Source organism: Chitinophaga sp. SYP-B3965, assembly GCF_009647655.1.
Taxonomy (GTDB): domain Bacteria; phylum Bacteroidota; class Bacteroidia; order Chitinophagales; family Chitinophagaceae; genus Chitinophaga.
In genome coordinates this window covers 2,786,682-2,810,096 of the sequence record NZ_WJFD01000001.1, presented here as the reverse complement: position 1 = coordinate 2,810,096, position 23,415 = coordinate 2,786,682, and the positions used below count along the sequence as shown (strand labels likewise).

Annotated in this window: 22 protein-coding genes; 9 read left to right on the top strand and 13 right to left on the bottom strand. The window is 46.5% G+C overall.

The annotated features are described in order from the left end of the window. Positions 1 to 2: 2 nt before the first annotated feature. The 6 genes from GFS24_RS11080 to dcd form a co-directional block, all read right to left on the bottom strand. The gene (locus tag GFS24_RS11080) at positions 3 to 2,072 is read right to left on the bottom strand and encodes a molybdopterin cofactor-binding domain-containing protein (protein WP_153659627.1); all 2,070 of its coding nucleotides are present in this window, start codon (positions 2,070 to 2,072) and stop codon (positions 3 to 5) included. Further along, the gene (locus tag GFS24_RS11075; protein WP_153659626.1) at positions 2,065 to 2,505 is read right to left on the bottom strand and encodes a (2Fe-2S)-binding protein; all 441 of its coding nucleotides are present in this window, start codon (positions 2,503 to 2,505) and stop codon (positions 2,065 to 2,067) included. Before GFS24_RS11075 ends, GFS24_RS11080 begins: the two co-directional genes overlap by 8 nt. Positions 2,506 to 2,624: 119 nt before the next feature. Next, positions 2,625 to 3,434, bottom strand: coding sequence for an alpha/beta hydrolase family protein (locus GFS24_RS11070; RefSeq protein ID WP_153659625.1), 810 nt, complete (start codon positions 3,432 to 3,434; stop codon positions 2,625 to 2,627). Then, positions 3,431 to 3,919, bottom strand: a complete 489-nt coding sequence (locus GFS24_RS11065; protein ID WP_153659624.1) for a DinB family protein — start codon at positions 3,917 to 3,919, stop codon at positions 3,431 to 3,433. Before GFS24_RS11065 ends, GFS24_RS11070 begins: the two co-directional genes overlap by 4 nt. After that, positions 3,919 to 4,326, bottom strand: a complete 408-nt coding sequence (locus GFS24_RS11060; protein WP_153659623.1) for a Dabb family protein — start codon at positions 4,324 to 4,326, stop codon at positions 3,919 to 3,921. Before GFS24_RS11060 ends, GFS24_RS11065 begins: the two co-directional genes overlap by 1 nt. Before the next feature lie 103 nt (positions 4,327 to 4,429). Further along, positions 4,430 to 4,966 carry a dCTP deaminase gene (gene dcd, locus GFS24_RS11055; protein WP_153659622.1) on the bottom strand — a complete coding sequence of 179 codons (537 nt, stop codon included), beginning with the start codon at positions 4,964 to 4,966 and terminating at the stop codon, positions 4,430 to 4,432. Positions 4,967 to 5,038: 72 nt separating this feature from the next. Here dcd and GFS24_RS11050 point away from each other — a divergent pair, with 72 nt between their 5' ends. The 8 genes from GFS24_RS11050 (at position 5,039) to GFS24_RS11015 (ending at position 14,766) form a co-directional block, all read left to right on the top strand. Beyond that, the gene (locus GFS24_RS11050) at positions 5,039 to 5,668 is read left to right on the top strand and encodes a 4'-phosphopantetheinyl transferase superfamily protein (protein ID WP_153659621.1); all 630 of its coding nucleotides are present in this window, start codon (positions 5,039 to 5,041) and stop codon (positions 5,666 to 5,668) included. A gap of 53 nt (positions 5,669 to 5,721) precedes the next feature. Continuing rightward, entirely contained in the window at positions 5,722 to 6,228 is a 507-nt protein-coding gene (locus GFS24_RS11045) for a shikimate kinase (RefSeq protein WP_153659620.1), read from the top strand. Further along, positions 6,221 to 6,607 carry a DUF423 domain-containing protein gene (locus GFS24_RS11040; RefSeq protein ID WP_153659619.1) on the top strand — a complete coding sequence of 129 codons (387 nt, stop codon included), beginning with the start codon at positions 6,221 to 6,223 and terminating at the stop codon, positions 6,605 to 6,607. The genes GFS24_RS11045 and GFS24_RS11040 overlap by 8 nt, the downstream gene beginning before the upstream one ends. A 19-nt stretch (positions 6,608 to 6,626) precedes the next feature. Then, on the top strand, positions 6,627 to 9,206 hold the full coding sequence (locus GFS24_RS11035; RefSeq protein ID WP_153659618.1) for a DNA translocase FtsK: 2,580 nt from the start codon (positions 6,627 to 6,629) through the stop codon (positions 9,204 to 9,206). A gap of 131 nt (positions 9,207 to 9,337) precedes the next feature. Further along, positions 9,338 to 10,021, top strand: a complete 684-nt coding sequence (locus GFS24_RS11030) for an outer membrane lipoprotein carrier protein LolA (RefSeq protein WP_153659617.1) — start codon at positions 9,338 to 9,340, stop codon at positions 10,019 to 10,021. A 158-nt stretch (positions 10,022 to 10,179) separates the two neighbouring features. After that, positions 10,180 to 11,586 carry a dihydrolipoyl dehydrogenase gene (lpdA, locus tag GFS24_RS11025; protein ID WP_153659616.1) on the top strand — a complete coding sequence of 469 codons (1,407 nt, stop codon included), beginning with the start codon at positions 10,180 to 10,182 and terminating at the stop codon, positions 11,584 to 11,586. 85 nt (positions 11,587 to 11,671) lie between these two features. Continuing rightward, positions 11,672 to 13,870 carry a S46 family peptidase gene (locus tag GFS24_RS11020; RefSeq protein WP_153659615.1) on the top strand — a complete coding sequence of 733 codons (2,199 nt, stop codon included), beginning with the start codon at positions 11,672 to 11,674 and terminating at the stop codon, positions 13,868 to 13,870. An 11-nt stretch (positions 13,871 to 13,881) separates the two neighbouring features. Beyond that, complete coding sequence (locus tag GFS24_RS11015; RefSeq protein WP_153659614.1) at positions 13,882 to 14,766, top strand: ThuA domain-containing protein; 885 nt, start codon at positions 13,882 to 13,884, stop codon at positions 14,764 to 14,766. A gap of 141 nt (positions 14,767 to 14,907) precedes the next feature. Here GFS24_RS11015 and GFS24_RS11010 read toward each other — a convergent pair whose 3' ends face one another. Beyond that, positions 14,908 to 15,813: a bifunctional 2-polyprenyl-6-hydroxyphenol methylase/3-demethylubiquinol 3-O-methyltransferase UbiG gene (locus GFS24_RS11010; RefSeq protein WP_153659613.1), complete on the bottom strand. Its 906-nt coding sequence runs from the start codon at positions 15,811 to 15,813 to the stop codon at positions 14,908 to 14,910. A 39-nt stretch (positions 15,814 to 15,852) separates the two neighbouring features. Beyond that, complete coding sequence (locus GFS24_RS11005) at positions 15,853 to 17,406, bottom strand: methylmalonyl-CoA mutase (protein ID WP_153659612.1); 1,554 nt, start codon at positions 17,404 to 17,406, stop codon at positions 15,853 to 15,855. Between the two features lie 54 nt (positions 17,407 to 17,460). On the opposite strand from GFS24_RS11005, the gene GFS24_RS11000 reads away from it, so the two are divergent. Continuing rightward, positions 17,461 to 18,360 (top strand): M23 family metallopeptidase, encoded by a 900-nt coding sequence (locus tag GFS24_RS11000; RefSeq protein WP_153659611.1) that lies wholly within the window; start codon positions 17,461 to 17,463, stop codon positions 18,358 to 18,360. Between the two features lie 38 nt (positions 18,361 to 18,398). Here GFS24_RS11000 and GFS24_RS10995 read toward each other — a convergent pair whose 3' ends face one another. The 5 genes from GFS24_RS10995 to groL form a co-directional block, all read right to left on the bottom strand. Then, a complete protein-coding gene (locus GFS24_RS10995; protein WP_153659610.1) occupies positions 18,399 to 18,935 on the bottom strand; it encodes a hypothetical protein in 537 nt (178 codons plus the stop codon). Between the two features lie 114 nt (positions 18,936 to 19,049). After that, positions 19,050 to 20,480 (bottom strand): L-serine ammonia-lyase, encoded by a 1,431-nt coding sequence (locus GFS24_RS10990; protein ID WP_371730382.1) that lies wholly within the window; start codon positions 20,478 to 20,480, stop codon positions 19,050 to 19,052. A 95-nt stretch (positions 20,481 to 20,575) separates the two neighbouring features. Next, complete coding sequence (locus GFS24_RS10985) at positions 20,576 to 21,070, bottom strand: FKBP-type peptidyl-prolyl cis-trans isomerase (protein ID WP_153659608.1); 495 nt, start codon at positions 21,068 to 21,070, stop codon at positions 20,576 to 20,578. A gap of 23 nt (positions 21,071 to 21,093) precedes the next feature. Next, positions 21,094 to 21,606, bottom strand: a complete 513-nt coding sequence (locus tag GFS24_RS10980) for an FKBP-type peptidyl-prolyl cis-trans isomerase (protein WP_153659607.1) — start codon at positions 21,604 to 21,606, stop codon at positions 21,094 to 21,096. 126 nt (positions 21,607 to 21,732) lie between these two features. Then, complete coding sequence (gene groL, locus GFS24_RS10975; RefSeq protein WP_153659606.1) at positions 21,733 to 23,370, bottom strand: chaperonin GroEL; 1,638 nt, start codon at positions 23,368 to 23,370, stop codon at positions 21,733 to 21,735. Between the last annotated feature and the right edge of the window lie 45 nt (positions 23,371 to 23,415).

Sequence of the window (23,415 nt, the reverse complement as noted above, 5' to 3'; positions counted from 1 at the left end):
TTTTATGAGTTAGTCTTTAACCCTTGTGGAATCAAGGGCAATGTATACAATTTTATACCTGTAGCATCCAGGATGGCATTGCGTATAGCAGGGGCAATAGCCACGATGGGTGTTTCGCCGGCGCCGGCGGATGGAAGATCTTTCCTGTTGATCAGCACAATATCTAATGGCGGAATGTCCGTAAACCTGGGCACGCGGTAACTGGAGAGGGAAGCATTTAAGATCTTTCCGTCCATGAAGTCGATCTCTTCAAACAAAGCGCCACCAAGGCCTTGCAGGATGGCGCCGAGGGTCTGACTTTCCAGGTGCAGGGGATTGACGATCGCACCACAATCGTAAGCAGCTGTGATGCGTATTACTTTGAGTTCTTCTGTTGCTTTATCATGCATTACTTCCACGCAGGTGGCAATGTAGGAATTCTTTACAAATCCGCATGCAATGCCGTAACCATGTCCGGCTTTCTTTTCTTTCTTCCAGCCGAATTTTGTTGCGGCAGATTGTAATACGTTCTTCAGGCGTTCATCTTTTAAATTACTCAGCCTGAATTCCAGCGGATCGCGTTTTAGTTTCCGGGCCAGATCGTCCATCACACTTTCAATGGCAAATATATTGGCCGTAGCAGCGAGCCCGCGGTAGGAGCCTTGTTTTAATGGTGTGTTGGAAGGATGGAATTGGATGTGTGTATTGGCCGCTTCATAAGGTGTATCAATTCCAGCATTACCGGAATTGTAATTATGAAATTCCCAGGAAGTGATGGATCCGTCTTTGTTTGCGCTGGCTGCTACTTCAACGAGTCCTCCCGGCCGTAAGTAAGCCCACTTAAATTCTTCCTCACGCGTCCATACCAGTTTTACCGGTTTGCCTACAGCCTTGGCCAGTTTTGCTGCTTCTACAGCGGCTTCTCCGCTATGTTTTCCGCCATAGGCAGAACCAGTGTCCGGCATGATCACACGGATCTTTTCTTTGGGTATGGAGAAGGCGCTGGCCAGTTCTTCCTGTACACCAAAAGGCCGCTGTGTGCCGGTCCATACAGTGAGTTCTCCATTTTCCCATATGGCTATTGCAGCGCGCGGCTCCAAAGGAACGTGCGCGATGTATTGCACTTCAAAGTTTTGTTTCACCTGGATAGTGGAGGCTGCAAATGCTTTTTCAGCAGCTTCTTTAGCGCTTTTGCCGCTATCGTTTTGCCGGGCGTTATCTTTCAGATAAGCGAAAATATTTGCTTTGGAAGGTTGTGGTGATGGGGTCCATTGTGCATCTATCCTGGCTATTGCATTGGCGGCTGTTTGCGGATCAGGGGCAGTGACGCCTATGAAGTTTTTCTCCTGTACAACTGTTACGCCGGGGGATGCTTTGGCTTTATCAACATTGGCTGTAACCAGTGATGCGCCGTAAGATGGAGCACGAAGGATCTTTCCGTACACCATACCCGGCACTGCCATATCTGATACGTATTTATGTTTGCCCGAAACAAAATTCTTCCCGTTTATCTTGGGCACTGCGGTGCCAGCCACTGTCCATTGTTCTGCGGGTGTAAGTGTTACTTTATCATTCAGGGGGATGGTGATCTTTTTTCCTTTGGTCAGTTCACCATAACTAAGGGTTTGACCGGCCCCCGTTACTTTGCCATCTTTCACTTTCACGGATTGTTTATCCGTTTTCCATTCAGCTGCTGCCATGTCTGCCAGGGCGTCTTTTAAAGATGCTGCTGCTTTTCTCAACTGAGGCCCCATAGTAGGAGTAGTGAGGCTTCCGTATGTTCCGCGGTCATAGGGCGTTAGCATGGTATCTCCCATGATCATTTCAATATCATTCACCGGTACGGAAAGTTCTTCTGCTACTACCTGTGCAAGAGAAGTACGGATGTTTTGTCCTACCTCTACCTTTCCTGTAAATACAGTGATCTTTCCATTTTCCTGGATATGGATCCAGGCGGCGATGCTTTTATCATCTGCTATTTCCCCGGTGGCGAACAGATCGGACCAGGTGAGGATAATGGCTACCCCTCCACCCAGGAGTTTAAAGAAATTCCGGCGGGTAACAGTATGTGCTGTTATGTTTGGATTATCCATGGGTTATAGCATTTATAATGCGCGGGTACACACAGCACCTGCAAATATTACCCTGCATAGCTTCTACGATCTCCTGCCGGCTGGGTTTCGGATTTCTCGCCTTCAACGCAATGGCGGCCATGATCATGCCAGATGAGCAATACGCACACTGAAATGCATCCGCATCCAGGAATGCCTGTTGCATAGGATGCAGCTTCCCGTCCTTTTCCAATCCTTCTATCGTAAGGATGGCTTTGTTCTGTACACTGGCAACCAATGTGATGCATGAAGGCACCGCATGACCATCTATCAGTACTTTACAGGCACCACATGCCCCTTCGCCGCAGCCATATTTGCTGCCAGTCAGGTTCAAATGGACTCGTAAAGCATCTAGTAAGGTGGTATTGTCAGGTACGTCCAGGGTATAATCAGTGGAATTGACATTGATCTTCATAGACGTAAATTGATATCAGATTGACCTGTACCAAATATAACAAAAATGAAATGCCTGTGCAACCTTAATTGACCAGCGGTTGGAATAAAAAAGGCCCGCTGTTTTGGCGGACCTTTTCATTATTTACGATCGAAAAAATTATGCATGAACAGCAGTTGGTATTGAACAGAATTGCTCCAGTAATCCCAGCTGTGCCCGCCTGGCCTGGTATAGTAGTCGTGCGGAATGCCCCGGTACAGTAATTCCTTGTGCAGGTTTTCGTTCACTTTGTAGAAGAAGTCCTCCGTTCCGCAGTCAATGATCAAAGCCAGGGAATTGGGGGTGAGGAGGTGCAGCATATTGATCACGGTATATTTATCCCAGCGTTCCGGTTGTGCTGCCAGTGTTCCCAAACGTTTGGACATGTTCCAGTTATTGGGATACGGGCGGATGTCCACACCACCGCTCATGCTGCCGGCGGCACCAAAAACATCCTGGTGTTTAAAGGCAAGGTACAATGCGCCATGGCCGCCCATGCTGAGGCCGGTGATGCCTCTGCCTTTGGCATCTTTCCGTGTTTTATATTTTGCATCTACAAATTTCACGAGTTCATCGGCCACATAGGTTTCATATTTCCAGGTGGGATCTTCGGGGCTGTCCCAATACCAGCTGCTTACGCCGCCATCGGGGCAAACGATCATCATTTGCAATTGATCTGCTGCCTGTTGTATGTATTTTACATTTTTCACCCAGTTGTTAAAACCGCCGCCATGACCATGGAGGAGGTAAACAACCGGCCAGTCTGTTTTGTCTGCATAATTATCCGGCGTGATCACTACAGCTTTGATCGTTTTTTTCATCGCATTGCTGTAGGTATCTACGGAATCTACTTTTGCTGCCTGTGTGGTGATGCAGGCGAGCAGGAAAAATATAACGAGGAGATTTTTCATTTTAAAACATTAACGGTCACTAATAGTTGGCCGGTGTGGCGCATGGTATGTTCTGCGGCATGGAATAAACAACCGATCACGGTAGAGGGGAGTTGTTTCCTGCCAACACCGCGGAAGGCTGTAAGGGTGTTTGGATCAGTTTGAGAAAGTTGCAGCAGTGCTTTTTTTACCTGTTCATCAAATTGAAAAAGCAGGGTATTGAGATCAGCTACTGGTTTTCCTTCTTCTGTTAACTGTAATAATTGTTCGGGACTGAGGAATTCAGCCCTGGCATAAGTGAATAAACGGTCTATCACACCGCGCATATGTTGCAGGTGAAATCCGGGGGAAGCGATACCTGTGGGTGATTCCCAGAGTTTCTCTTCCGGCAGTTGCTGCATTACAGCATGTACTTCCCGGCTGGCCTGCAATAAGGCATGTGCAACAGGTTGCAGTAATGCCGGTATGTTTTCTACCGGCCCGTTCATCCAATATTCAATGGCCATTATGCTTCTATTGCATCATAAACAATTACTTTTTCCCAGAGGGGACTGCAATTTTTGATGAATTCCAGGTGAATGGGATGTGTTTGGTAAGCTTCCTGCCCTGCGAGGTCGCTGAAGAACATGAGTTCAGAAACGCCCCAGCTGTTATCTACGACGTCGCGTTTTTCAGTGCTGGCTACTATACCTACGCGAAGTTCTTTCACGGTGGGTATTTTGGATAAAGACTTCACGCCGGCAATCAGTTTGGCGCGGTCTTCTTTGGAATCCGGGTTCTTCAGCCAGAAGAATACGTGGTGAACTACCGGGTATTTCGGTGGCTGACCGGACAAAGGCATGGCCACAGCGGCAGTACCGGCGGCGAGGGCAGCGGCAGTGCCCAGGAATTTTCTTCTATTAGACGTGCTCATATTTGGTTTGTTAATGGGAATGAAAATAATATATAAATATTAAGGCCCATAGAAAAGGCCCGGAATTCCGGGCCTTTTCTATATAATGAGTTGAAAACCAATCTTAAAATACATTTTTCCACATCATGCTTTCCACCGGCCGTACGGTACGTCCGTTGTATTTGGCATCCCCTTTCTTGTTATAAAGGGTTTCCACATCTCCTTCTACCGCAAAGTAGATGAGCTGCCCGATGGGCATGCCTGCATAAATGCGCACGGGTTGGGCGCAGGAGATCTCCAGCGTCCAGGTATTGCAAAAGCCTACATCTCCTTTTCCTGCTGTGGCATGGATATCTATCCCCAGGCGGCCTGTGCTGGATTTACCTTCCAGGAAAGGAACATGCGCATGCGTTTCTGTATATTCAAGGGTAACGCCCAGGTACAGCGTATTCGGCTGCAGGGTAAAACCTTCTTCCGGGATCTCAAAATGTGAGATCTCGTTGTGCTTGCGCGCATCCAGCACCCTGTCCTTATACGTAGCCAGGTACTTACCCAGATGTACATCGTAGGAGTTGGTACCCAGGAATTTGCGATCATAAGGGCTGATCACGATAGTGCCCTTTTCAATTTCCTCTAAAATCCTTTTGTCAGACAGAATCATGAATGTGATTTGTTTAGTAGGTTAGGCCAGTTGGGTATTTCCCATTAAATTCGCATTTAATGCGGCGAATTTATGCCATTAATACGAACGATACAAATAGATCAGGATACGAAGCTGGGAGTGTGGAAAATTGGTGAAGAAGAAGCATTCTTCAGAACAGCGGTAACCATTGAGCCCGAAGTGCATCACCCGCACAAACGCCTGCAACACTTTGCCGGGAGGTATCTCTTAGTGGAGCTTTTCCCGGAATTACCCGTAAACGACATCAGGATCATGGATAGCAGGAAGCCCTACATTCCGGGGAATCCTTACCATTTCTCCATTTCCCACTGTGAGGATTTTGCAGCGGCCATTGTGAGCCGGCGGGAACATGTGGGCATTGATATTGAAAAAGTACAACCCAAAGTAGCAAGGGTGGCTCATAAGTTCCTGGCGCCAAGGGAGGCCGCTTTTTTGTCTGCGGAAAATAAACTGGCCCATCAAACCGTTTGCTGGTCTGCCAAAGAAGCGGTGTACAAATGGTATGGTTTGGGGGGATTGGATTTTAAAGCCAACATGCAATTGCAGGTTTTTTCTTTCGGGCAATCAGGTTTTCTTACCTGTGATTTCCTGAAAGGAGACCGGATCGCTACGCTTGACCTGCAGTTTTTAATGGATCAGGACCTTTGCCTGGCCTGGGTGTCCGGTGAAAATAAAAAGTAATCATGCAGAAGTAAAAAAGATTATTTACTTTCTGCGCTGTAAAACTATCAGCTTTGAAAATATTTCTATTGGGTTTCATGGGTGCCGGAAAATCCTATTGGGGCAAACAATTAGCCATACACTGGAACCTGCCGTATTTCGACCTGGATGAAGTGATCGTAGAAAGGGAAGGCATGTCTGTGGCAGATATCTTTAACGAAAAAGGAGAAGATCACTTCCGCAAAGTGGAAGGAAAAGTACTGCGGGAGCTGACGGCGGACAATGATGCATTCCTCATTTCCTGCGGTGGCGGCACACCCTGTTTTTCCGATACCATGGATTTTATGAACGAGGCAGGTACAACAGTTTGGTTAAACCCTTCCCTGGAAGTAATGGTGGAACGTTTGCAAAGGAAACAATACAAACGCCCCCTGATCCAGGACCTCGCAGCGGAAGACCTGCTGTCTTTTACAGAAAAGAAATTAGCAGAGCGCCAGCCATTCTATGAGCAAAGTCAGATCATTATCAGTGAAGATGAAATAACTTTGGAGACTTTTGATAAACTGATCCGCAATGCATAAATCATTTCTCGTTTGGGCAGCACTGTTAGGCGGCCTTGCAGTAATACTGGGCGCTTTTGGTGCGCACAAACTGAAAGAACTCGTTCCTATGGAAACCGTGAGCACTTTCCAGACCGGTGTTACTTACCAATTTTATCATGTGTTTGCCCTCCTGGCAATAGGCATTTTATACGCACATATTCCTTCACCCCAATTGGTTTGGGCAGGCAGGTTCTTCCTGATAGGCATCCTGCTTTTTTCCGGTTCCCTGTATGCGCTGACACTGTTGAAAGCAACTGAAACAGTAGGGCTCAGGGGCATTGGCGCCATTACGCCATTGGGCGGTTTGTTTTTTATTGCCGGATGGGTAGCATTGCTATTGGGCGTGCTCAGGAAATAAGTTAATTTTGATTTCGATTATGGCAGGAAACACACTGAAATCAGAAAAGAAAGAACCTAAAAAGAAGAAAGAGCAACCACCAAATCCTGATGTACTGAAGCCCGATAAGGAAGCCGAAGTAAAAGTGAAGGAACTGGTGAAGGACGAGCGCACCCATAAAGTGCTTGGCGCTGTCTTTCTTTTGCTGGCCCTCTATTGCTTTATCGCATTCACCTCTTATTTATTTACCTGGGAAGAAGATCAGGATAAGGTGTTCCGTTATTCCTCCAAGGTGCTTTTCATGCACGAGATAGAGGTAGATAACTTGCTGGGCCGTTTAGGGGCCTTTACCTCTCACTGGTTCTTTTTCAAGGGGTTTGGTGTAGCCTCTTACCTGTTCTGCTATTTCTTTTTCATTCTTGGTATCAATTTCATTGTAGGCCGCCGCGTTTTCCGCGTATGGCGCAATGTGAAATATATCCTGTTCGGTCTGCTGTTCATCAGCATGACCATGGCTTTTCTATCCGGTAGTGCTGCCTTCCCCTGGGGAGGTGCTTTAGGGGATAGCCTGAACAAATGGACCAGCGGATTCCTGGGTAAAACCGGGGCCGGATTGTTATTGATACTGGCCGGATTATCCTGGGTGATCTGGAAGTTCAATGTGGATTTCAAATGGCCGGAACGCAAACCGAAACCAGTAAAAGAAGCTTTTGCCGGATTTGGTGAACCGGAAGAGGAAGAAGAAGATCTGTTTGAAACAGCTCCGCCGGTAGAAACGAAGAAGAATGCATATAAAGGAGGGGAGGGCCTGGTAACCCTGGTGCCCGTAGAGGAAGAAGACGAAGAGTTTGAACAGGAACTGCAATTGATAGAGAAAGAAGAACCGGTAGCTGCTTATGTACCACCGGTTGTTCCACCACCGCCACCACCTCCTGTTGTTCCGGAGCCGGAAGCGAAGATCTTTATCCAGGAAGAACTGACCATTCCGCCAACACCACCCCGTAAAAAGAATGGCCCTGTTGAAGAAGTGGCCTTCGAAATAAAACCTGTATTTGAAGATCCGGACGATGAAACGATTGAAGAACTGGAACCCGTAAGAGAACCTGTCCTGGCTGATCCGTATGAACCTACTTTAGATCTCCGGGATTATAAATACCCCACGCTGGACCTGCTGGATAACCATGGTTCAGATAAGATCGTGCAGGATGCTTCTGAACTGGAACTGAACAAGAACCAGATCATCGATACCCTTAAGAACTACGATATTTCCATACAAAAGATCAGCGCTACAGTTGGTCCTACTGTTACGCTCTATGAGATCGTACCGGCAGCAGGTGTGCGGATCTCCCGGATCAAAAACCTGGAAGATGACATTGCGCTCAGCCTTTCTGCATTAGGTATCCGGATCATTGCGCCTATTCCGGGCAGGGGTACCATTGGTATTGAGGTGCCGAATGTAAAGAAGACCATCGTTTCCCTGCGGAACATGCTGGCTTCCGATAAGTTCCAGCATAGCCAGATGGACCTTCCCATTGCGATTGGAAAGAAGATCGATAACGAGAACTTTATTGCGGACCTGGCCAAGATGCCCCACCTGCTGATGGCGGGGGCCACTGGTCAGGGTAAATCTGTAGGGATCAACACCTTGCTGGTGTCCCTGTTGTTTAAGAAACATCCTTCCCAGCTGAAGTTTGTGTTGATAGATCCCAAGAAAGTGGAACTATCGCTCTACAAACTGATTGAAAAACACTTCCTGGCCAAACTGCCGGGAGAAGAGGATGCCATCATCACCGACACCAAAAAAGTGGTGCATACCCTCAATGCCCTGTGTATTGAGATGGACCTCCGGTATGATCTGTTAAAAGAAGCAGGTACCCGTAATATCAAAGAATACAACAAGAAATTCACGGAACGCCGTTTGAATCCATTGAAAGGACACCGCTTCCTGCCCTTCATCGTACTGGTGATAGATGAGTTTGCGGATCTGATCATGACGGCCGGTAAAGAAGTGGAAATGCCCATTGCGCGGCTGGCACAGCTGGCGCGGGCAATCGGTATCCACCTGATCATTGCCACGCAGCGTCCTTCTGTTAATATCATTACCGGTACAATTAAAGCTAACTTCCCCGCACGGATTGCCTTTAAAGTGTCGTCTAAGATAGACTCCCGTACCATTTTGGATATCGGTGGTTCCGAACAGCTGATAGGGCAGGGGGATATGCTGATCTCCTTTAACGGAGAGCTGGTGCGCCTGCAGTGTGCTTTTGTGGATACGCCGGAAGTGGAACGTGTGGTTGATTTTATCGGAGAGCAACGGGGGTATCCGGAAGCGTTCATGTTACCGGAGTACATTGATGAAAAAGAACTGGAAGGGAAAGATTTCAGCCTGGCAGACCGTGATCCGCTGTTTGATGATGCAGCCCGTGTGATCGTTCAAAACCAACAAGGTTCTACTTCACTCCTGCAACGACGCATGAAACTGGGTTACAACCGTGCCGGAAGGTTGATGGATCAGCTGGAAGCAGCCGGGATCGTGGGTCCCAATCTGGGGAGTAAGGCAAGGGAAGTGAATGTGAAAACAGAAGCGGACCTGGAAGAAATCCTTAATAGTATGTTATAATTACCTGTATAATTGAGCACCTGTTATACTTTTACCTTAAAAAAAACGAGTTTTGCAATTCTTTAACAGCAGATGTTAAACGTATCGGCATAACATTTGTCTTATACCCTATAACTGTAACACTTAAAACTATGATGAAGAAGAAAACGGTATTGATGGGCGTGGTCATGTGCGGAATGGTATTCAGCAGCATGGCACAAACCAAGGTCCCAGTTGGCTCGCTGGGTCAGAATGATCCAAAGGCCAAAGTGGTGCTTGATAACGTGAGCAAGAAATTCAAATCCCTTAAAACAGTTATCGCCAACTTTATCCTGAAAGTAGAAGGAGCCAACAACAGCGTATCAGATTCCAAGAAAGGTTCTGTATATGTGAAAGGCCCCAAATACAAAGTGATCATGGGAGAGCAGGAGATCATCAGCGACAATAAAACGTCCTGGACGTATGCCAAAGATGTGAACGAAGTGACCATCAACAACGTGGATCAGAGCAACACCAGCATGACGCCTGCCAGGATCTTTACCAATTTTTACGATAAGGATTTCCTGTACCGCTTAACCGGCGAAAGTACAGAGAAAGGTAAAGTGTTGCAGAACATTGAACTGACGCCCACAGATAAATCCAAAACCTTCTTTAAAGTGCTGGTGGATATAGATAAAAAGAACTCTACCCTGGCCCGCATGAAGGTATTTGAGAAAAACGGCAATAAATACACCTACGAGATCAGTAGCTTCCAGCCCAATGGTGCCGTAAGCGATAACCTGTTCACCTTTGATGCCAAAAAGTATCCTGGCGTGGAAGTAGTGGACCTCCGATAGTATTAAATCTTTTTCCGATAGAAAAACGGCTCCCGCTACGGGGGCCGTTTTCATTTACAAATGGCTATCTCCGGCAACTGTCATGTATCTGTATGAACTATCTAAACTTTACTTTTTTTTGCTACATTTGCCAAGTTTTATTATAAAAATCTAGCAATATGGCATACGACGTAATCGTAATTGGTAGTGGCCCCGGTGGATACGTGGCAGCTATCCGGGCATCTCAACTGGGATTTAAAACAGCTGTGGTAGAGAGAGAGAGTTTGGGCGGGATCTGTTTGAACTGGGGTTGTATCCCTACTAAGGCATTGTTGAAGTCCGCACAGGTAGTGGAGTACATCCAGCATTCCAAGGATTACGGTGTAACCGTGGGAGATTCTTCAGTAGATTTTGGTGCTGTGATCAAACGCAGCCGTGGTGCAGCTGATAAAATGAGCAAAGGTGTTCAGTTCCTCATGAAGAAGAACAAGATCGATGTGCTCATGGGCAATGGCAAAGTGAAAGCAAAAGGCCAGGTAGAAGTGACGGATAAAGACGGTAAAGCAACGGTACATGAAGCAAAACATATCCTGTTAGCTACCGGCGCACGTTCCCGCGAACTGCCAAACCTGAAAATAGACGGTAAGACAGTAATCGGATACCGTGAGGCAATGAACCTGCCAAAACAACCTAAGAGCATGATCATCGTAGGTTCCGGCGCTATCGGCGTTGAGTTTGCTTACTTCTATAATGCACTGGGTACTAAAGTGACCATCGTTGAGTTCCTGCCGCGCATCGTGCCGGTAGAGGATGAAGATATCTCCAAAGAACTGGAAAAGATCTACAAGAAGAAAGGTATTGAGATCATGACCAACGCCAGCGTAGAAGCAGTGGAAAAGAAAGGCGAAGGTGTGAAAGCAAAAGTGAAAACTGCAACCGGCGAGATCTTCCTGGAAGCGGACGTAGTACTGAGCGCTATCGGTATCTCAGCCAATATCGAGAACCTGGGCCTGGAGGCTTTAGGCGTAAAAACAGATAAAGGCAAAGTAATAGTAGATGGTTACTACCAAACCAATGTTCCGGGTGTTTACGCATTTGGAGACATGGTACCTGGTCAGGCACTGGCACACGTTGCATCCAAAGAAGCGATCGTTTGTGTGGAAGCAATTGCATACAACGAAAAGAAATACGCACACAAACCTTCTAAGATCGACTACATGAACATCCCGGGTTGTACTTTCTGTGCACCTGAGATTGCATCTGTAGGATACACTGAGAAACAAGCGAAGGAAGCCGGTTATGAAGTGAAAGTGGGTAAATTCCCATTCTCTGCTTCAGGTAAAGCGGTAGGTGCCGGAGCAACAGAAGGTTTCGTAAAAGTGATCTTTGATGCCAAATATGGCGAATGGCTGGGTACACATATGATCGGCGCTAACGTAACAGAAGCGATCGTTCAAACGGTAACGGCACGTAAGCTGGAAACTACTTACCAGGAAGTACTGGATAGTATCCACCCGCACCCAACCATGAGTGAGGCTGTGAAAGACGCTATTGAAGTAGCTTATGGTGAAGCAATTCACCTGTAAATAAAAAAGGGCGCTCTGTTTCAGAGCGCCCTTTTTGTTATAGCTTTTCCCTAAATTGCCACATTGATTCACCAACAACAATCATATGAGGCAACTTTTAGCGAAGTACCTGGTGTTACCGGTATTGTTTCTTACACATCTTTCTGCACATGCTACAGAAGGTATGTGGCTACCCCAGCTGCTGAACAGGCTGAACGAAAAGGAAATGAAAGGTATGGGCATGAAGATCAGCGCAGCTGATATTTACAGCCTGAACAAAGGCAGCCTGAAAGATGCGATCGTAAGCTTCGGCGGCTTTTGTACCGGTGAGATCATCTCTTCACAAGGTCTCCTCCTCACTAACCATCACTGTGGTTATGACGCTATTCAAAAACATTCCACCCTGCAAAATAATTACCTGGATAACGGTTTCTGGGCACGTAATAAACAGGAAGAACTCTCTAATCCTGGTTTAACCGCTACTTTCATTGTAAGGATAGAAGATATCACCCAACAAGTGTTACAGGGCATAACCGGTAAACTAACGGAAAGAGAAAGACAATCAGCCATCGATAAAAACCTGAATACCCTTCGTACTACTATTAAAAAAGAAAGTTACCAGGACCTGGTGATCAAACCTTTCTTCGACGGTAATCAATATTTTCTTTTTGTAACAGAAACATACAAAGATGTGCGCCTGGTAGGTGCGCCGCCTTCTTCCATTGGTAAGTTTGGCGCGGATACAGACAACTGGGTATGGCCCCGCCACACCGGAGACTTTTCCATCTTCAGGATCTATGCCGGTAAAGACAATCTCCCGGCCGAATTTTCAAAAGATAATGTACCACTGAAGCCCAAACACTTCCTGCCTATTTCGCTGGATGGTATTGCTTCCAATGATTTTACGATGGTGTTTGGTTTCCCTGGCCGTACCAATGAATACCTGCCTTCTGAAGCATTGAAGCTCACAGTACAGGGGCAGGATCCTGCGCGTGTACAGATGCGCGATGCAGCGTTGAAAGTGATCGATGGTTTTATGCGGAAGGATGAACAGATCAAAATTCAATATGCTACAAAATATGCCGGTACTGCCAATGCCTGGAAGAAATGGATAGGAGAGATGCAGGGTGTGCGCCAGACGAATGGTATACAGCGTAAGCTGGACCAGGAAACCCGTTTCCAGCAATTGGTGCAGGCTAATCCTGCATTCCGTGCTACCTATGGCGGATTGCTGGATTCGCTCAATAACCTGTATAAAGAAAGTGGGCCTGCTGCTATTGCGCGTGACTATTACACTGAACTATTACGCAGTACGGAATTATTAGGTTTCGCCAATGGTGTGATCTCTTTGTTACAGGAAACCCGGTTGAAAGGGGAAGAGAATTATGCAGAACTCCGGCAGCAATTCCTGGATAAAGTGAAACCACAATACCAGAACTATAACAACGATGTAGACCGGGAGGTGGCAGTAGCATTGCTGGATATCTACTTTAAAGAAGTGCCTTCCAATAAAATAGGTGGAGAAGCTTACCAGATCTGGATGGAAACAAACAAAGACGGAAGAACGACTGCCAATAAAATGTATGCTGCCTCTTCCTTAACGGCTTATAATAAGCTGGAAGCCTTCCTGAACAAACCTTTCAAGAATGTTTCAGAAGAAGTGTGGAAAGATCCTGCTACGCGGTTGCTGATAGGTTTGAGGAATGGATACATCGATTTTATCAACAAACCTTACGATGCACTGCAACCGGATATTAGCCGTTTGCAACGCCAGTATATGCAGGCACAAATGGATGTGCTGAAAGACAAACGGTTTTACCCGGATGCCAATAGCACACTCCGCATCACCTACGGAAAAGTAAATGGCTATAACCCGCGTGATGCTGTAACCTATGATATTTCCACTACGCTTGATGGTGTAATGGAGAAGTACAAACCTGGTGATTATGAATTTGATGTGCCGGAAAAGCTGCGGGACCTTTATGCGAAAAAAGATTTCGGTGACTATGGTGCCAATGGCAAGATGCCTGTTTGTTTTATTGCCTCCAATCATACTACCGGCGGTAATTCCGGGAGCCCGGCGCTGGATGCTTATGGTAATCTCATCGGCCTTAATTTTGACCGTACCTGGGAAGGCACGATGAGTGATATCAATTACGATGCTACTATCTGCAGGAACATCATGGTGGATATCCGGTATGTATTATTTATCGTGGATAAATTTGCAGGGGCTAAACATCTTATTGAAGAGTTGAAACTGGTGCATCCTAAAAAAGGAATGGTGCCGTTGAAAAAAGCTTCTTAAACAACTTTTGCATGAGATACATTATCTGCATCTTATTCCTTGCCTTTTCGCTTTATAGCTCCGCTCAAACGAAAGTGTTGATCGTAGATGGGTTCAGCAATCATGACTGGAAGCAAACCAGTAACCTCACGAAACGGATACTGGAAGAAAGCGGGCTCTTCAAAGTGGATATCTCTACCATGGAGGATAGTACATGGCTACCTGCATTTAAGCAATATGCCGTAGTGATCCAGAACACCAATAATGTTTTTAATACGGCTATCCGCTGGCCACGAAGGGTAGAACTGGCGCTGGAAGATTATGTGCGGAACGGTGGTTCCCTGTACGTTTTACATTCCGGCAATAATGCTTTTCCGCATTGGAAGGAATATGATAAGATGATCGGCCTTGGCTGGCGGCCTAAAACTACGGGCTTTGCGCTGGAGATTGATAGTAACAGGCATATTATCCGTATTCCTCCGGGAGAAGGAGAAGGAACGAGTCATGGCAGCAGGTTTAATGCTATCATACAGATCCTCAACCGCCACCCGATCAATAAAGGTTATCCTTCCAGCTGGAAAACAGCTTCCACAGAAGTATACAATTATCCCCGCGGCCCTGCAGAGAACCTCACGGTTTTATCTTTTGCATATGATAGTTCTGTTACGCATAAAATGTGGCCGGTAGAATGGGTGGTGAAGTATGGTAAAGGCCGTGTTTATAATTCCAGCATGGGGCATCTCTGGAAAGGAGAGACCTATCCGCTGAGTTACCGTTGTATTGGTTATCAAACTACGGTGATCAGGGTTACGGAATGGCTGGCTACCGGTAAGGTGACTTATCCTGTACCGGTGAATTTTCCTACGGCAGAGAAGATGAGTTTGAGGGAGGAGGGAGATTTTCCTAAGGGGAAGTAAAAGAGGAATTATTTCAGTGCCCTGTTGGCAGAGAGAGGTTTTTTTATTTTAGGGGGAGGTTCTTACGGCAGAGAGAGGTTTTTTATTTTTATGAGGAGCTTCTTATAAAAGAGGCCAGCAACACTGCCGGCCTCTTTATGATTATTGAATTTCTTCTGCTTTGCATTCATAAACAATAGAACTACATTTCTCCACATGCCGCCATGCTTTCCAGTAAGAACGTAATCCATTCCACCCCCCTTTGATCATACCACTACCACCATATTTATTTTTCTCACTGAGCAGGCTTACATAAAAAGCATCAAATACCATAGGATGTTTTTGATCAATGCGGATCTTGTGCTGTTGTAACAACACATCCATCGCATGCGGAGAGAAATGGTAAAGGTGGCGGGGCACATCGTATGCCGCCCAATCCTGCCCGTAGATGCGGGCATCTGTAGAAGTATAATTTGGTACGGCTATCAGCAATGCGCCGCCTGGTTTTAAGAGCTTGCGGATCTGTTCAATATAACCATGCAGGTTATGTACATGTTCCAGTACATGCCACATAGTAATACAATCAAACTGACCGGGTGCTAAAGTGAAAAGTTCTTCTACTGAGCGGGATTCTACTTTGTAGAGGTCTTTGGCATTCTGCCTGGCGCCGGCATCCGGTTCCAGCCCTGTTACTTCCCAACCCACCTGTTTCATATAATGAAGAAAAGCCCCGGTGCCACTACCGATATCCAGCAGGCTACCCTGCTTTACACCGGATGCAGATTTCACCCAGTTCTGCTTGGAGCGCATGGTGATCTTGCGTACACTATGATAGAGCCGGTTGATCAACCCTTCGCGTGTTTCTGAATGGGAAATATATTCCGGAGACTGGTAATATTGACCGATGCCGTTCACATCAGGGATACCCTGGGTAAAGCGGCCGGTGCATACGGCACATTCCCAGATGTCAAAACTTTCTTTAGATACGGTATAGTCCTTTGCTGTTATTTTCTTGCTGATCTTTTCTGATCCGCATATCGGACAATGTTGGTAATGGATTAGACTCATGGTAATGGTTAAGCTAAAAGCTGCTGCAAGATAATCAATTTATATCCCTCTGTACTCCCCCCATACTTTACGCAGGGAATCGGCAATTTCTCCAAGGGTACAGAAATTTTCCACTGCTTCCACTACAAGCGGCATCAGGTTTTCTGTAGTAGCTGCACGCGCCTCCAGTGCAGCGAGGAGGGCATGGGCTTTTTCGTTATCCCTTCTGGCGCGCAGGGATGCCAGTTTTTCAGATTGTATCTTTCGGATACTGTCGTCAATGCGGAATACATCTCCGTCTGGTTCTTCCTTTACTACAAATTTATTTACACCTACGATCACTTTTTCTCCGTTCTCAATCTCTTTCTGATACTGATAAGCGCTGCGGGCAATCTCGTCCTGGATAAATCCTTGTTCTATGGCGCTTACGGAACCTCCCATGGCATCGATCTTTTCTATCAGCTGCCATGCTTTTGTTTCTACTTCTTTGGTAAGTGCTTCCACATAATAGGAACCAGCCAGTGGGTCTACCGTGTCTGCGATGCCGCTTTCATATCCAATGATCTGTTGCGTACGCAATGCGATGCGGGCAGCAGCTTCTGTGGGTAAAGAAATGGCTTCATCGTATCCGTTGGTATGGAGGGATTGTGTGCCGCCTAATGTGGCCGCGAGGGTTTGAACGGCTACCCTTACAATATTGTTATGTGGTTGTTGTGCTGTTAAAGTACTGCCACCTGTTTGTGTGTGGAAGCGCAGCATCTGTGCTTTGGGATCTGTGGCTCCCAGCTCTTTGGTGATATGTGCCCACATACTTCTGGCAGCCCTGAATTTGGCTACTTCTTCAAACAGGTGATTGTGTGCATTGAAAAAGAAACTTAAACGTTTCGCAAACACGTTGATGTCCAGCCCTTTTTCCAATGCGGCTTTCAGGTAAGCTTTGCCATTGGATAAGGTGAATGCGAGTTCCTGTACAGCATTGGCGCCTGCTTCCCGGATATGGTAACCACTGATGGAGATGGTGTTCCATTTGGGTACTTCATGGCTGCAATAATCAAAGATGTCTGTGATAAGCCGCATGGATGGTTGCGGCGGATAGATGAATGTGCCGCGTGCTGCATACTCTTTGAGGATATCATTCTGGATGGTGCCGGAGATCTTTTTCAGATCGGCGCCCTGTTTTTTGGCAAGGGCAATGTATAATGCAAGGAGTATATAACCGGTCGCGTTAATGGTCATGGAGGTGGATACTTTTTCCAGGTCTATTCCAGAAAACAGGATCTCCATATCCTCAATGGAATCAATGGCTACCCCTACTTTTCCTACTTCTCCTTCAGACATGGGATGGTCTGAATCATATCCGATCTGGGTGGGAAGGTCAAAAGCCACACTAAGGCCCATCACGCCCTGGCTGAGCAGGTAATGATACCGTTTATTGGATTCTTCTGCAGTGCTGAAACCAGCATATTGCCGCATGGTCCAGAGTTTATCCCGGTACATGGAAGCGTGAATGCCTCTTGTAAAAGGGAAACTGCCGGGCATTTCGTCCATCGGTACGGGATTGGTATAGAGTGGCTGAATAACTATGCCTGAATCTGTACTGATCTTCTTTTCCATATTTACAATGTTACTTTAAAAACGATAAATTGTGATAAAATTTGTTGGCTGGCTATGATCACTTACCTGTTGTTGGCATTTACGGTTGGATTGGCGGTACTGAGTATTTTCCTTTTTTACAGGGCTACCAGGCAGCCATTGAAAGACGCGCTTTTTACGGCAGCCTTATCTGTTTCGCTGGGGCTGTTCATTTATCTTTTTGGTACCTGGGTGTTCCTGAGCATCACCTGCAAATTTGCATTCGGGATCATTTACCTGTTGCTTGCCGGGATCTTCCTTTGGAAAAGGAAAGTAAAACTTCGCGCGGGGGCAGTGTGGTATAAAGCCATTTTAACTATTCTGCTGGGCGCTGCCTGCATTTTATATTTCACTGGCACAACCGGCACACCCCGTACGGTTGAGCTCGATTTTCCGCTTAAAAAGGGACGTTATTTTGTTTTACAGGGAGGGAAGGGATTGCCTACCAATATCTTTCACTTTAGTTTGCGTGGCGCTATCTATGCCATGGACATTGTAAAACTGAATAAGAACGGTACGCGGGGTAATTACATCTTTTCCAAAAGACTGGAGGACTATGCTATTTACGGGGATACGGTGTACAGCCCCTGTTCCGGAAAGGTGATCCGCGCTTATGGCGGGAACCCGGATAATATTCCGCCTAATATGCAAAGAGGGCCGAAGAATACGAATATGGTGCTGATAGAAACGGATTCTTTTTATGTGTTCATGGGCCATCTGAAAAAGGATGGGGTATTTGTACAGGAAGGAGATATGGTGGTAACGGGGCAGCCTTTGGCAAGGGTCGGTAACTCAGGGTTCAGTACGGAACCGCATCTGCACATCCAGGTGCATGCAAAAGAGCAAAGGGCCTGGTATGCATCCACACCGCTTTATATTCACTTTAACGGAAAAGGATACCTGCTCAATGAAGTGATCAGGGAAAAGAACTTATAAAAAAAACCGGGAGTGAAAGCTCCCGGTTTTCTCTTTTATTACTGCATTAATTTTTTAGCTTCCACATTGATGATCTCTGCCGCAATCTCTGCGGGAGATTCCTTTTGCGCCATGAACAACTCCAGCAATTGTTTATTCAGTTCAATAGCATTTGCATCCGGCGGCAGTTTCAATGCCACCTGGTTGATGATGGAGATAGTTTGTTCCTTTACGGTTTTAACGGCTTCCCAGGCTGCTGCCGTTACATAGATCTGCTGTGATACATTATGATCATATTCAGACTTAATGCTCGATACCATACCTATCTGCATATCCAGCACCGTAAAACCAGGCTGATTGATGCGGCTGATCAGACTTTGGGGAGAAATGCGCTCCACAAACAATACGATCCGCTCATATGCCTGTAATTGCAGGGGCAGGATCACAGATTGCTGCTCAGCAGAGGAAGGGGTGGATGATTTTGACTTGCCGTCTGACTTTCCGGGTTTTTTCAGGGTATCCTTCAACGTCCAGATCACCAGCACCACGGCGCCGGCGATGATAAATATAAACAGCAATTCCTGGGTAGTAGGCATAAATGAATAGATTTTAGAAATACAAATATAATAGGAATTTATTATTTGTAACTATTAATTAAAATAGCGTCCCGTTATGTACGAAACGCTATTACACAATGTTTTATTGGGAGATCAGCACTCCGGCAAGCTGATGGGTATATTCACCGCCAGGCCGCCATCGGAGGTCTCTTTGTATTTGGAATTCATATCCAGGGCAGTTTCCCACATGGTTTTTACCACGGCGTCCAGGGATACTTTTGCCAGTTCGGGATTGCTTTGCAGGGCCAGCTGGGAAGCCGTGATGGCTTTGATGGCCCCCATGGTGTTCCGTTCAATACAGGGGATCTGTACCAGCCCGCCAATGGGATCGCAGGTAAGACCAAGATGATGTTCCATGGCTATTTCTGCAGCCATCAGTACCTGCCTTTGGGAGCCGCCCATACATTCTGTGAGGGCGGCGGCGGCCATGGCAGATGATACGCCGATCTCAGCCTGGCAGCCACCCATGGCTGCTGAAATGGTAGAACGCTTTTTAAAGATGCTGCCTACTTCAGAAGCGGTGAGTACGAACTGGATGATCTTTTCCGGATGCAATCCGTCGCAGAAAGCAATGTAGTATTGCAATACAGCGGGTATTACACCTGCGGCGCCATTTGTGGGAGCTGTTACCACCCTGCCAAAAGAGGCATTCTCTTCATTTACGGCCAGCGCAAAACAACTTACCCAGTCCAGCGTGTAGGAGAAATGATTGCCGCCAGCGCGGATGGCTTCTATCCAGGAATTATAATCTGTGTATGTTCTGCCTTGCAGTAATTTCTTATTCAGTGCGGCGGCTCTTCTGCCCACTTTTAATCCGCCGGGTAATTCGCCGGATGTATGCACACCGCGGTAAGTGCATTCCTGCATCACCTGCCATATTTTGAGGATGCCTTCTTTTGTGGCTGCTTCACTGCGCCAGGCCTGTTCATTCTCCATCACGATCTCTGAAATAGAGAAGCCGGTTTTGATACAGAACTGTAAAAGCTGCCGGGCGGTATCAATAGGAAAAGGAAGTTCTACACCACCATAACCTGCGCCTTTTTCTTCTCCTTCTTTCACTACAAAACCACCGCCGATGGAATAAAAAGTAGTGGCCGTCTGATCTCCATTTTCCAGTGTTACCAAAAAGGTAAGTGCATTGGGATGGAAGGGAAGGGATTCGTCGTAGAGGAATTCAATATCATTTAACGGATCAAAATCTATTTCGTACCGGCCTGCCAGTTGCAGTTTGCGGTGGCGGCGGATACCATCTATTTTGGATTCGATCTGATTCACGTCGAAAGTAACGGGATCATCTCCGGAAAGACCTAATTGTACGGCAATGTCTGTGCCATGCCCATGGCCAGTTTTGGCCAGTGAACCATATAACAGGATGGCCAGGTTCTTTACCTGCGGCAGTTTGCCTGCGGTTTGCAGATCATCCACAAAACGCATGGCTGCGCGCCATGGGCCTAAGGTATGTGAGCTGGAAGGTCCTACGCCGATCTTAAAAATATCAAATACGGATATGCACTCGTGTGGCACGGTGTTCAGGTTTAGTGTTCAAAGGTAAGGTAGAAAAAACAAATCCCGCCGGCTAACCGGCGGGACTCAATATGATAGTCGGATGATAATCCGCCTTAATAATAGAAGTTATGCAGGGTGATGACGAAAACGAGTACGGAGTTGGCAGGGATACTTCCGGTAGGGTAGTTCTTATAACCCATGGCGGAAGGAACAAATAACTGGATCTTGCCGCCTTTGGAGATCTTCCGCAGGCCTATTTGCCAGCCTTCTATCAATTCCTGTAAACGGTAGTCGTTCAAAGTAGTTTTATCTCCATCATCAAATACGTTACCGTTCAGTAATTTTCCTTCGTAGGTGATATTCATCCTGTCGTTCAGCTTGATGGTATCTCCTGCAGGGGCATTTTCCAGGATCTTGTAATGCAAAGCAGTGGTATCATCCTTTATAACACCGGTGATATTATTAGCCGCAATGAATTCTGTGATCAGCCTTTCATCAGTAGCAGCCTGTTGTACGGGATCGTAAGGAGGTGTATTGTCTTTCTTATTACACGCCGCAAAAGCAGTGATCGCTAACAGGCTCAGGAGCCAAAAGTAGTGTCTCTTCATATACTTATTTAAAAATTTACAGATTATTTAAAGTCCACCAGGGTGATATCCGATTCAAGAATAGCATTGGGCGGAATATTGGGAGGAACACCAAGATGACCATAGGCAAAGCTGGAAGGAATGTAAAGTATGATCCTGCCTCCTTTGGTGATGAGTGTAAGACCGATCTGCCATCCCAGGATATGGTCCCTTATAGGACGATTGTCGAATGAAGTGGGAAGGTTCTGGGAGGATTCGATTAATTTATCACCCGCGAGTATTTTCGTGGTGTATACGATGGATGGAATGCTATTGGACCGGATGGTATCTACGCCGTTTCCGGGTAAAATGATCTTGTAACAAATACCGCTGGGGTGGAACATAAGACCGGAATCCCGCCCTATACTCCTGAGATAGTCCCTGATATAGGTATTTTCCCTGTCGATCGAATCACCAAGCAGGTCTGTGGAGTTATACTTTTTGGCACACGAACTGAGCAGCAGCACGAGGCAGCAGGTGAGCAGAAGGTGTAAGTGAAAGAAATGTTTCTTAATCATGCCTGTTCTCCAAAATTTGTCAAAAATACAATAGTTAAACGGGCTAAAGCGACAGAAAGTTACAATATAAAAAAATCCCGCCCGGGAAAGACCTGGGCGGGATGGTATCTGTTGATGTGAACAGGATTAGTAATCCATACCCATTCCACCACCGCCATGGCTATGGCCGGCTGCAGCAGATTTAGGTTCTGGTTTGTCAGCGATCACACATTCAGTGGTCAGGAGCATACCAGCGATGGATGCTGCATTTTCCAGTGCAATGCGGGTTACTTTAGTAGGATCAATAACACCTGCAGCCAGTAATTTTTCAAATACTTCTGTACGGGCATTGAAGCCAAAGTCGCCTTTACCTTCTTTTACTTTCTGAACGATGATAGAACCTTCGATACCTGCGTTAGCAGTGATCTGGCGCAGTGGTTCTTCGATAGCGCGGCGAACGATCTGGATACCAGTTTGTTCGTCTTCGTTGGCACCTTTCAGTTTTTCCAGAGATTCGATAGCGCGGATGAAGGCAACACCACCACCAGCAACGATACCTTCTTCAACGGCAGCGCGGGTAGCGTGCAGAGCATCGTCAACACGGTCTTTCTTCTCTTTCATTTCTACTTCTGTAGCAGCACCTACGTACAGTACAGCAACACCACCACTCAGTTTAGCGAGGCGCTCCTGCAGTTTCTCACGGTCGTAATCAGAAGTTGTAGCTTCGATCTGAGATTTGATCTGACCGATACGAGCCTGGATATCAGCTTTTTTGCCTTTACCACCTACTACGGTTGTGTTGTCTTTATCGATAGTTACGGATTCAGCGCGGCCCAGGTAAGTGAGGTCTGCGTTTTCCAGTTTGTAACCTTGTTCTTCGCTGATAACGATACCCGCAGTGAGGGTAGCGATATCCTGCAGCATTTCTTTTCTTCTGTCGCCAAAGCCAGGAGCTTTAACAGCAGCTACTTTCAAAGTACCGCGCAGTTTGTTTACCACCAGGGTAGCCAGTGCTTCACCTTCCAGATCTTCAGAGATGATCACGAGGGGAGCGCCTTGTTGAGCTACTTTTTCCAGGATGTGGAGGATGTCCTTCATGGTGCTGATCTTCTTATCGTAGATCAGGATGTAAGGATTTTGCAGTTCAGCCTGCATCTTCTCACTGTTAGTGATGAAGTAAGGGGAGAGGTAACCACGATCGAATTGCATACCTTCTACTACTTCTACAGTAGTTTCAGTGCCTTTCGCTTCTTCAACGGTGATAACGCCGTCTTTAGTTACTTTGTGCATAGCCTGAGCGATCAGTTTACCGATCTCAGCATCGTTATTAGCGGAGATAGAAGCTACCTGTTCGATCTTTTTATTGTCGTTGCCAACTTTTTCTGATTGTTTCTTCAGGTTCTCAACAACAGCTTTAACAGCTTTGTCGATACCGCGTTTCAGGTCCATTGGGTTAGCGCCTGCAGCTACGTTCTTCAGACCTTCGCCAATGATGGCTTGAGCCAGAACAGTTGCAGTGGTGGTACCGTCACCGGCCTGGTCAGCAGTTTTGGAAGCTACTTCCTTCACCATTTGTGCACCCATGTTCTCGATAGGATCTTCCAGTTCGATTTCTTTTGCTACAGTTACACCATCTTTAGTAACGCTGGGGGCGCCGAATTTCTTTTCGATCACCACGTTACGGCCTTTAGGACCGAGGGTTACCTTCACCGCATCAGCCAGGGTATCAACACCCTTTTTCATTTTGTTGCGGGCGTCTGTATTAAAGAATATTTGCTTTGCCATATTAGTATTTGTTTTCTTGGACGTTGTTTTTGTGGAAAAAAGGTA

Excerpts from the sequence above, each read along its gene's own strand:
- lpdA (WP_153659616.1), top strand. The coding sequence starts at position 10,180 with ATGGCATACGACGTAATCGTAATTGGTAGTGGCCCCGGTGGATACGTG.
- GFS24_RS11005 (WP_153659612.1), bottom strand. The coding sequence starts at position 17,406 with ATGGAAAAGAAGATCAGTACAGATTCAGGCATAGTTATTCAGCCACTC.
- GFS24_RS11000 (WP_153659611.1), top strand. The coding sequence starts at position 17,461 with ATGATCACTTACCTGTTGTTGGCATTTACGGTTGGATTGGCGGTACTG.
- GFS24_RS11060 (WP_153659623.1), bottom strand. The coding sequence starts at position 4,326 with ATGAGCACGTCTAATAGAAGAAAATTCCTGGGCACTGCCGCTGCCCTC.
- groL (WP_153659606.1), bottom strand. The coding sequence starts at position 23,370 with ATGGCAAAGCAAATATTCTTTAATACAGACGCCCGCAACAAAATGAAA.
- GFS24_RS10985 (WP_153659608.1), bottom strand. The coding sequence starts at position 21,070 with ATGAAGAGACACTACTTTTGGCTCCTGAGCCTGTTAGCGATCACTGCT.
- GFS24_RS11070 (WP_153659625.1), bottom strand. The coding sequence starts at position 3,434 with ATGAAAAATCTCCTCGTTATATTTTTCCTGCTCGCCTGCATCACCACA.
- GFS24_RS11035 (WP_153659618.1), top strand. The coding sequence starts at position 6,627 with ATGGCAGGAAACACACTGAAATCAGAAAAGAAAGAACCTAAAAAGAAG.
- GFS24_RS11080 (WP_153659627.1), bottom strand. The coding sequence starts at position 2,072 with ATGGATAATCCAAACATAACAGCACATACTGTTACCCGCCGGAATTTC.
- GFS24_RS11040 (WP_153659619.1), top strand. The coding sequence starts at position 6,221 with ATGCATAAATCATTTCTCGTTTGGGCAGCACTGTTAGGCGGCCTTGCA.
- GFS24_RS11065 (WP_153659624.1), bottom strand. The coding sequence starts at position 3,919 with ATGGCCATTGAATATTGGATGAACGGGCCGGTAGAAAACATACCGGCA.
- GFS24_RS10995 (WP_153659610.1), bottom strand. The coding sequence starts at position 18,935 with ATGCCTACTACCCAGGAATTGCTGTTTATATTTATCATCGCCGGCGCC.
- dcd (WP_153659622.1), bottom strand. The coding sequence starts at position 4,966 with ATGATTCTGTCTGACAAAAGGATTTTAGAGGAAATTGAAAAGGGCACT.
- GFS24_RS11010 (WP_153659613.1), bottom strand. The coding sequence starts at position 15,813 with ATGAGTCTAATCCATTACCAACATTGTCCGATATGCGGATCAGAAAAG.
- GFS24_RS11030 (WP_153659617.1), top strand. The coding sequence starts at position 9,338 with ATGATGAAGAAGAAAACGGTATTGATGGGCGTGGTCATGTGCGGAATG.
- GFS24_RS11075 (WP_153659626.1), bottom strand. The coding sequence starts at position 2,505 with ATGAAGATCAATGTCAATTCCACTGATTATACCCTGGACGTACCTGAC.
- GFS24_RS11020 (WP_153659615.1), top strand. The coding sequence starts at position 11,672 with ATGAGGCAACTTTTAGCGAAGTACCTGGTGTTACCGGTATTGTTTCTT.
- GFS24_RS11015 (WP_153659614.1), top strand. The coding sequence starts at position 13,882 with ATGAGATACATTATCTGCATCTTATTCCTTGCCTTTTCGCTTTATAGC.
- GFS24_RS10980 (WP_153659607.1), bottom strand. The coding sequence starts at position 21,606 with ATGATTAAGAAACATTTCTTTCACTTACACCTTCTGCTCACCTGCTGC.
- GFS24_RS11050 (WP_153659621.1), top strand. The coding sequence starts at position 5,039 with ATGCCATTAATACGAACGATACAAATAGATCAGGATACGAAGCTGGGA.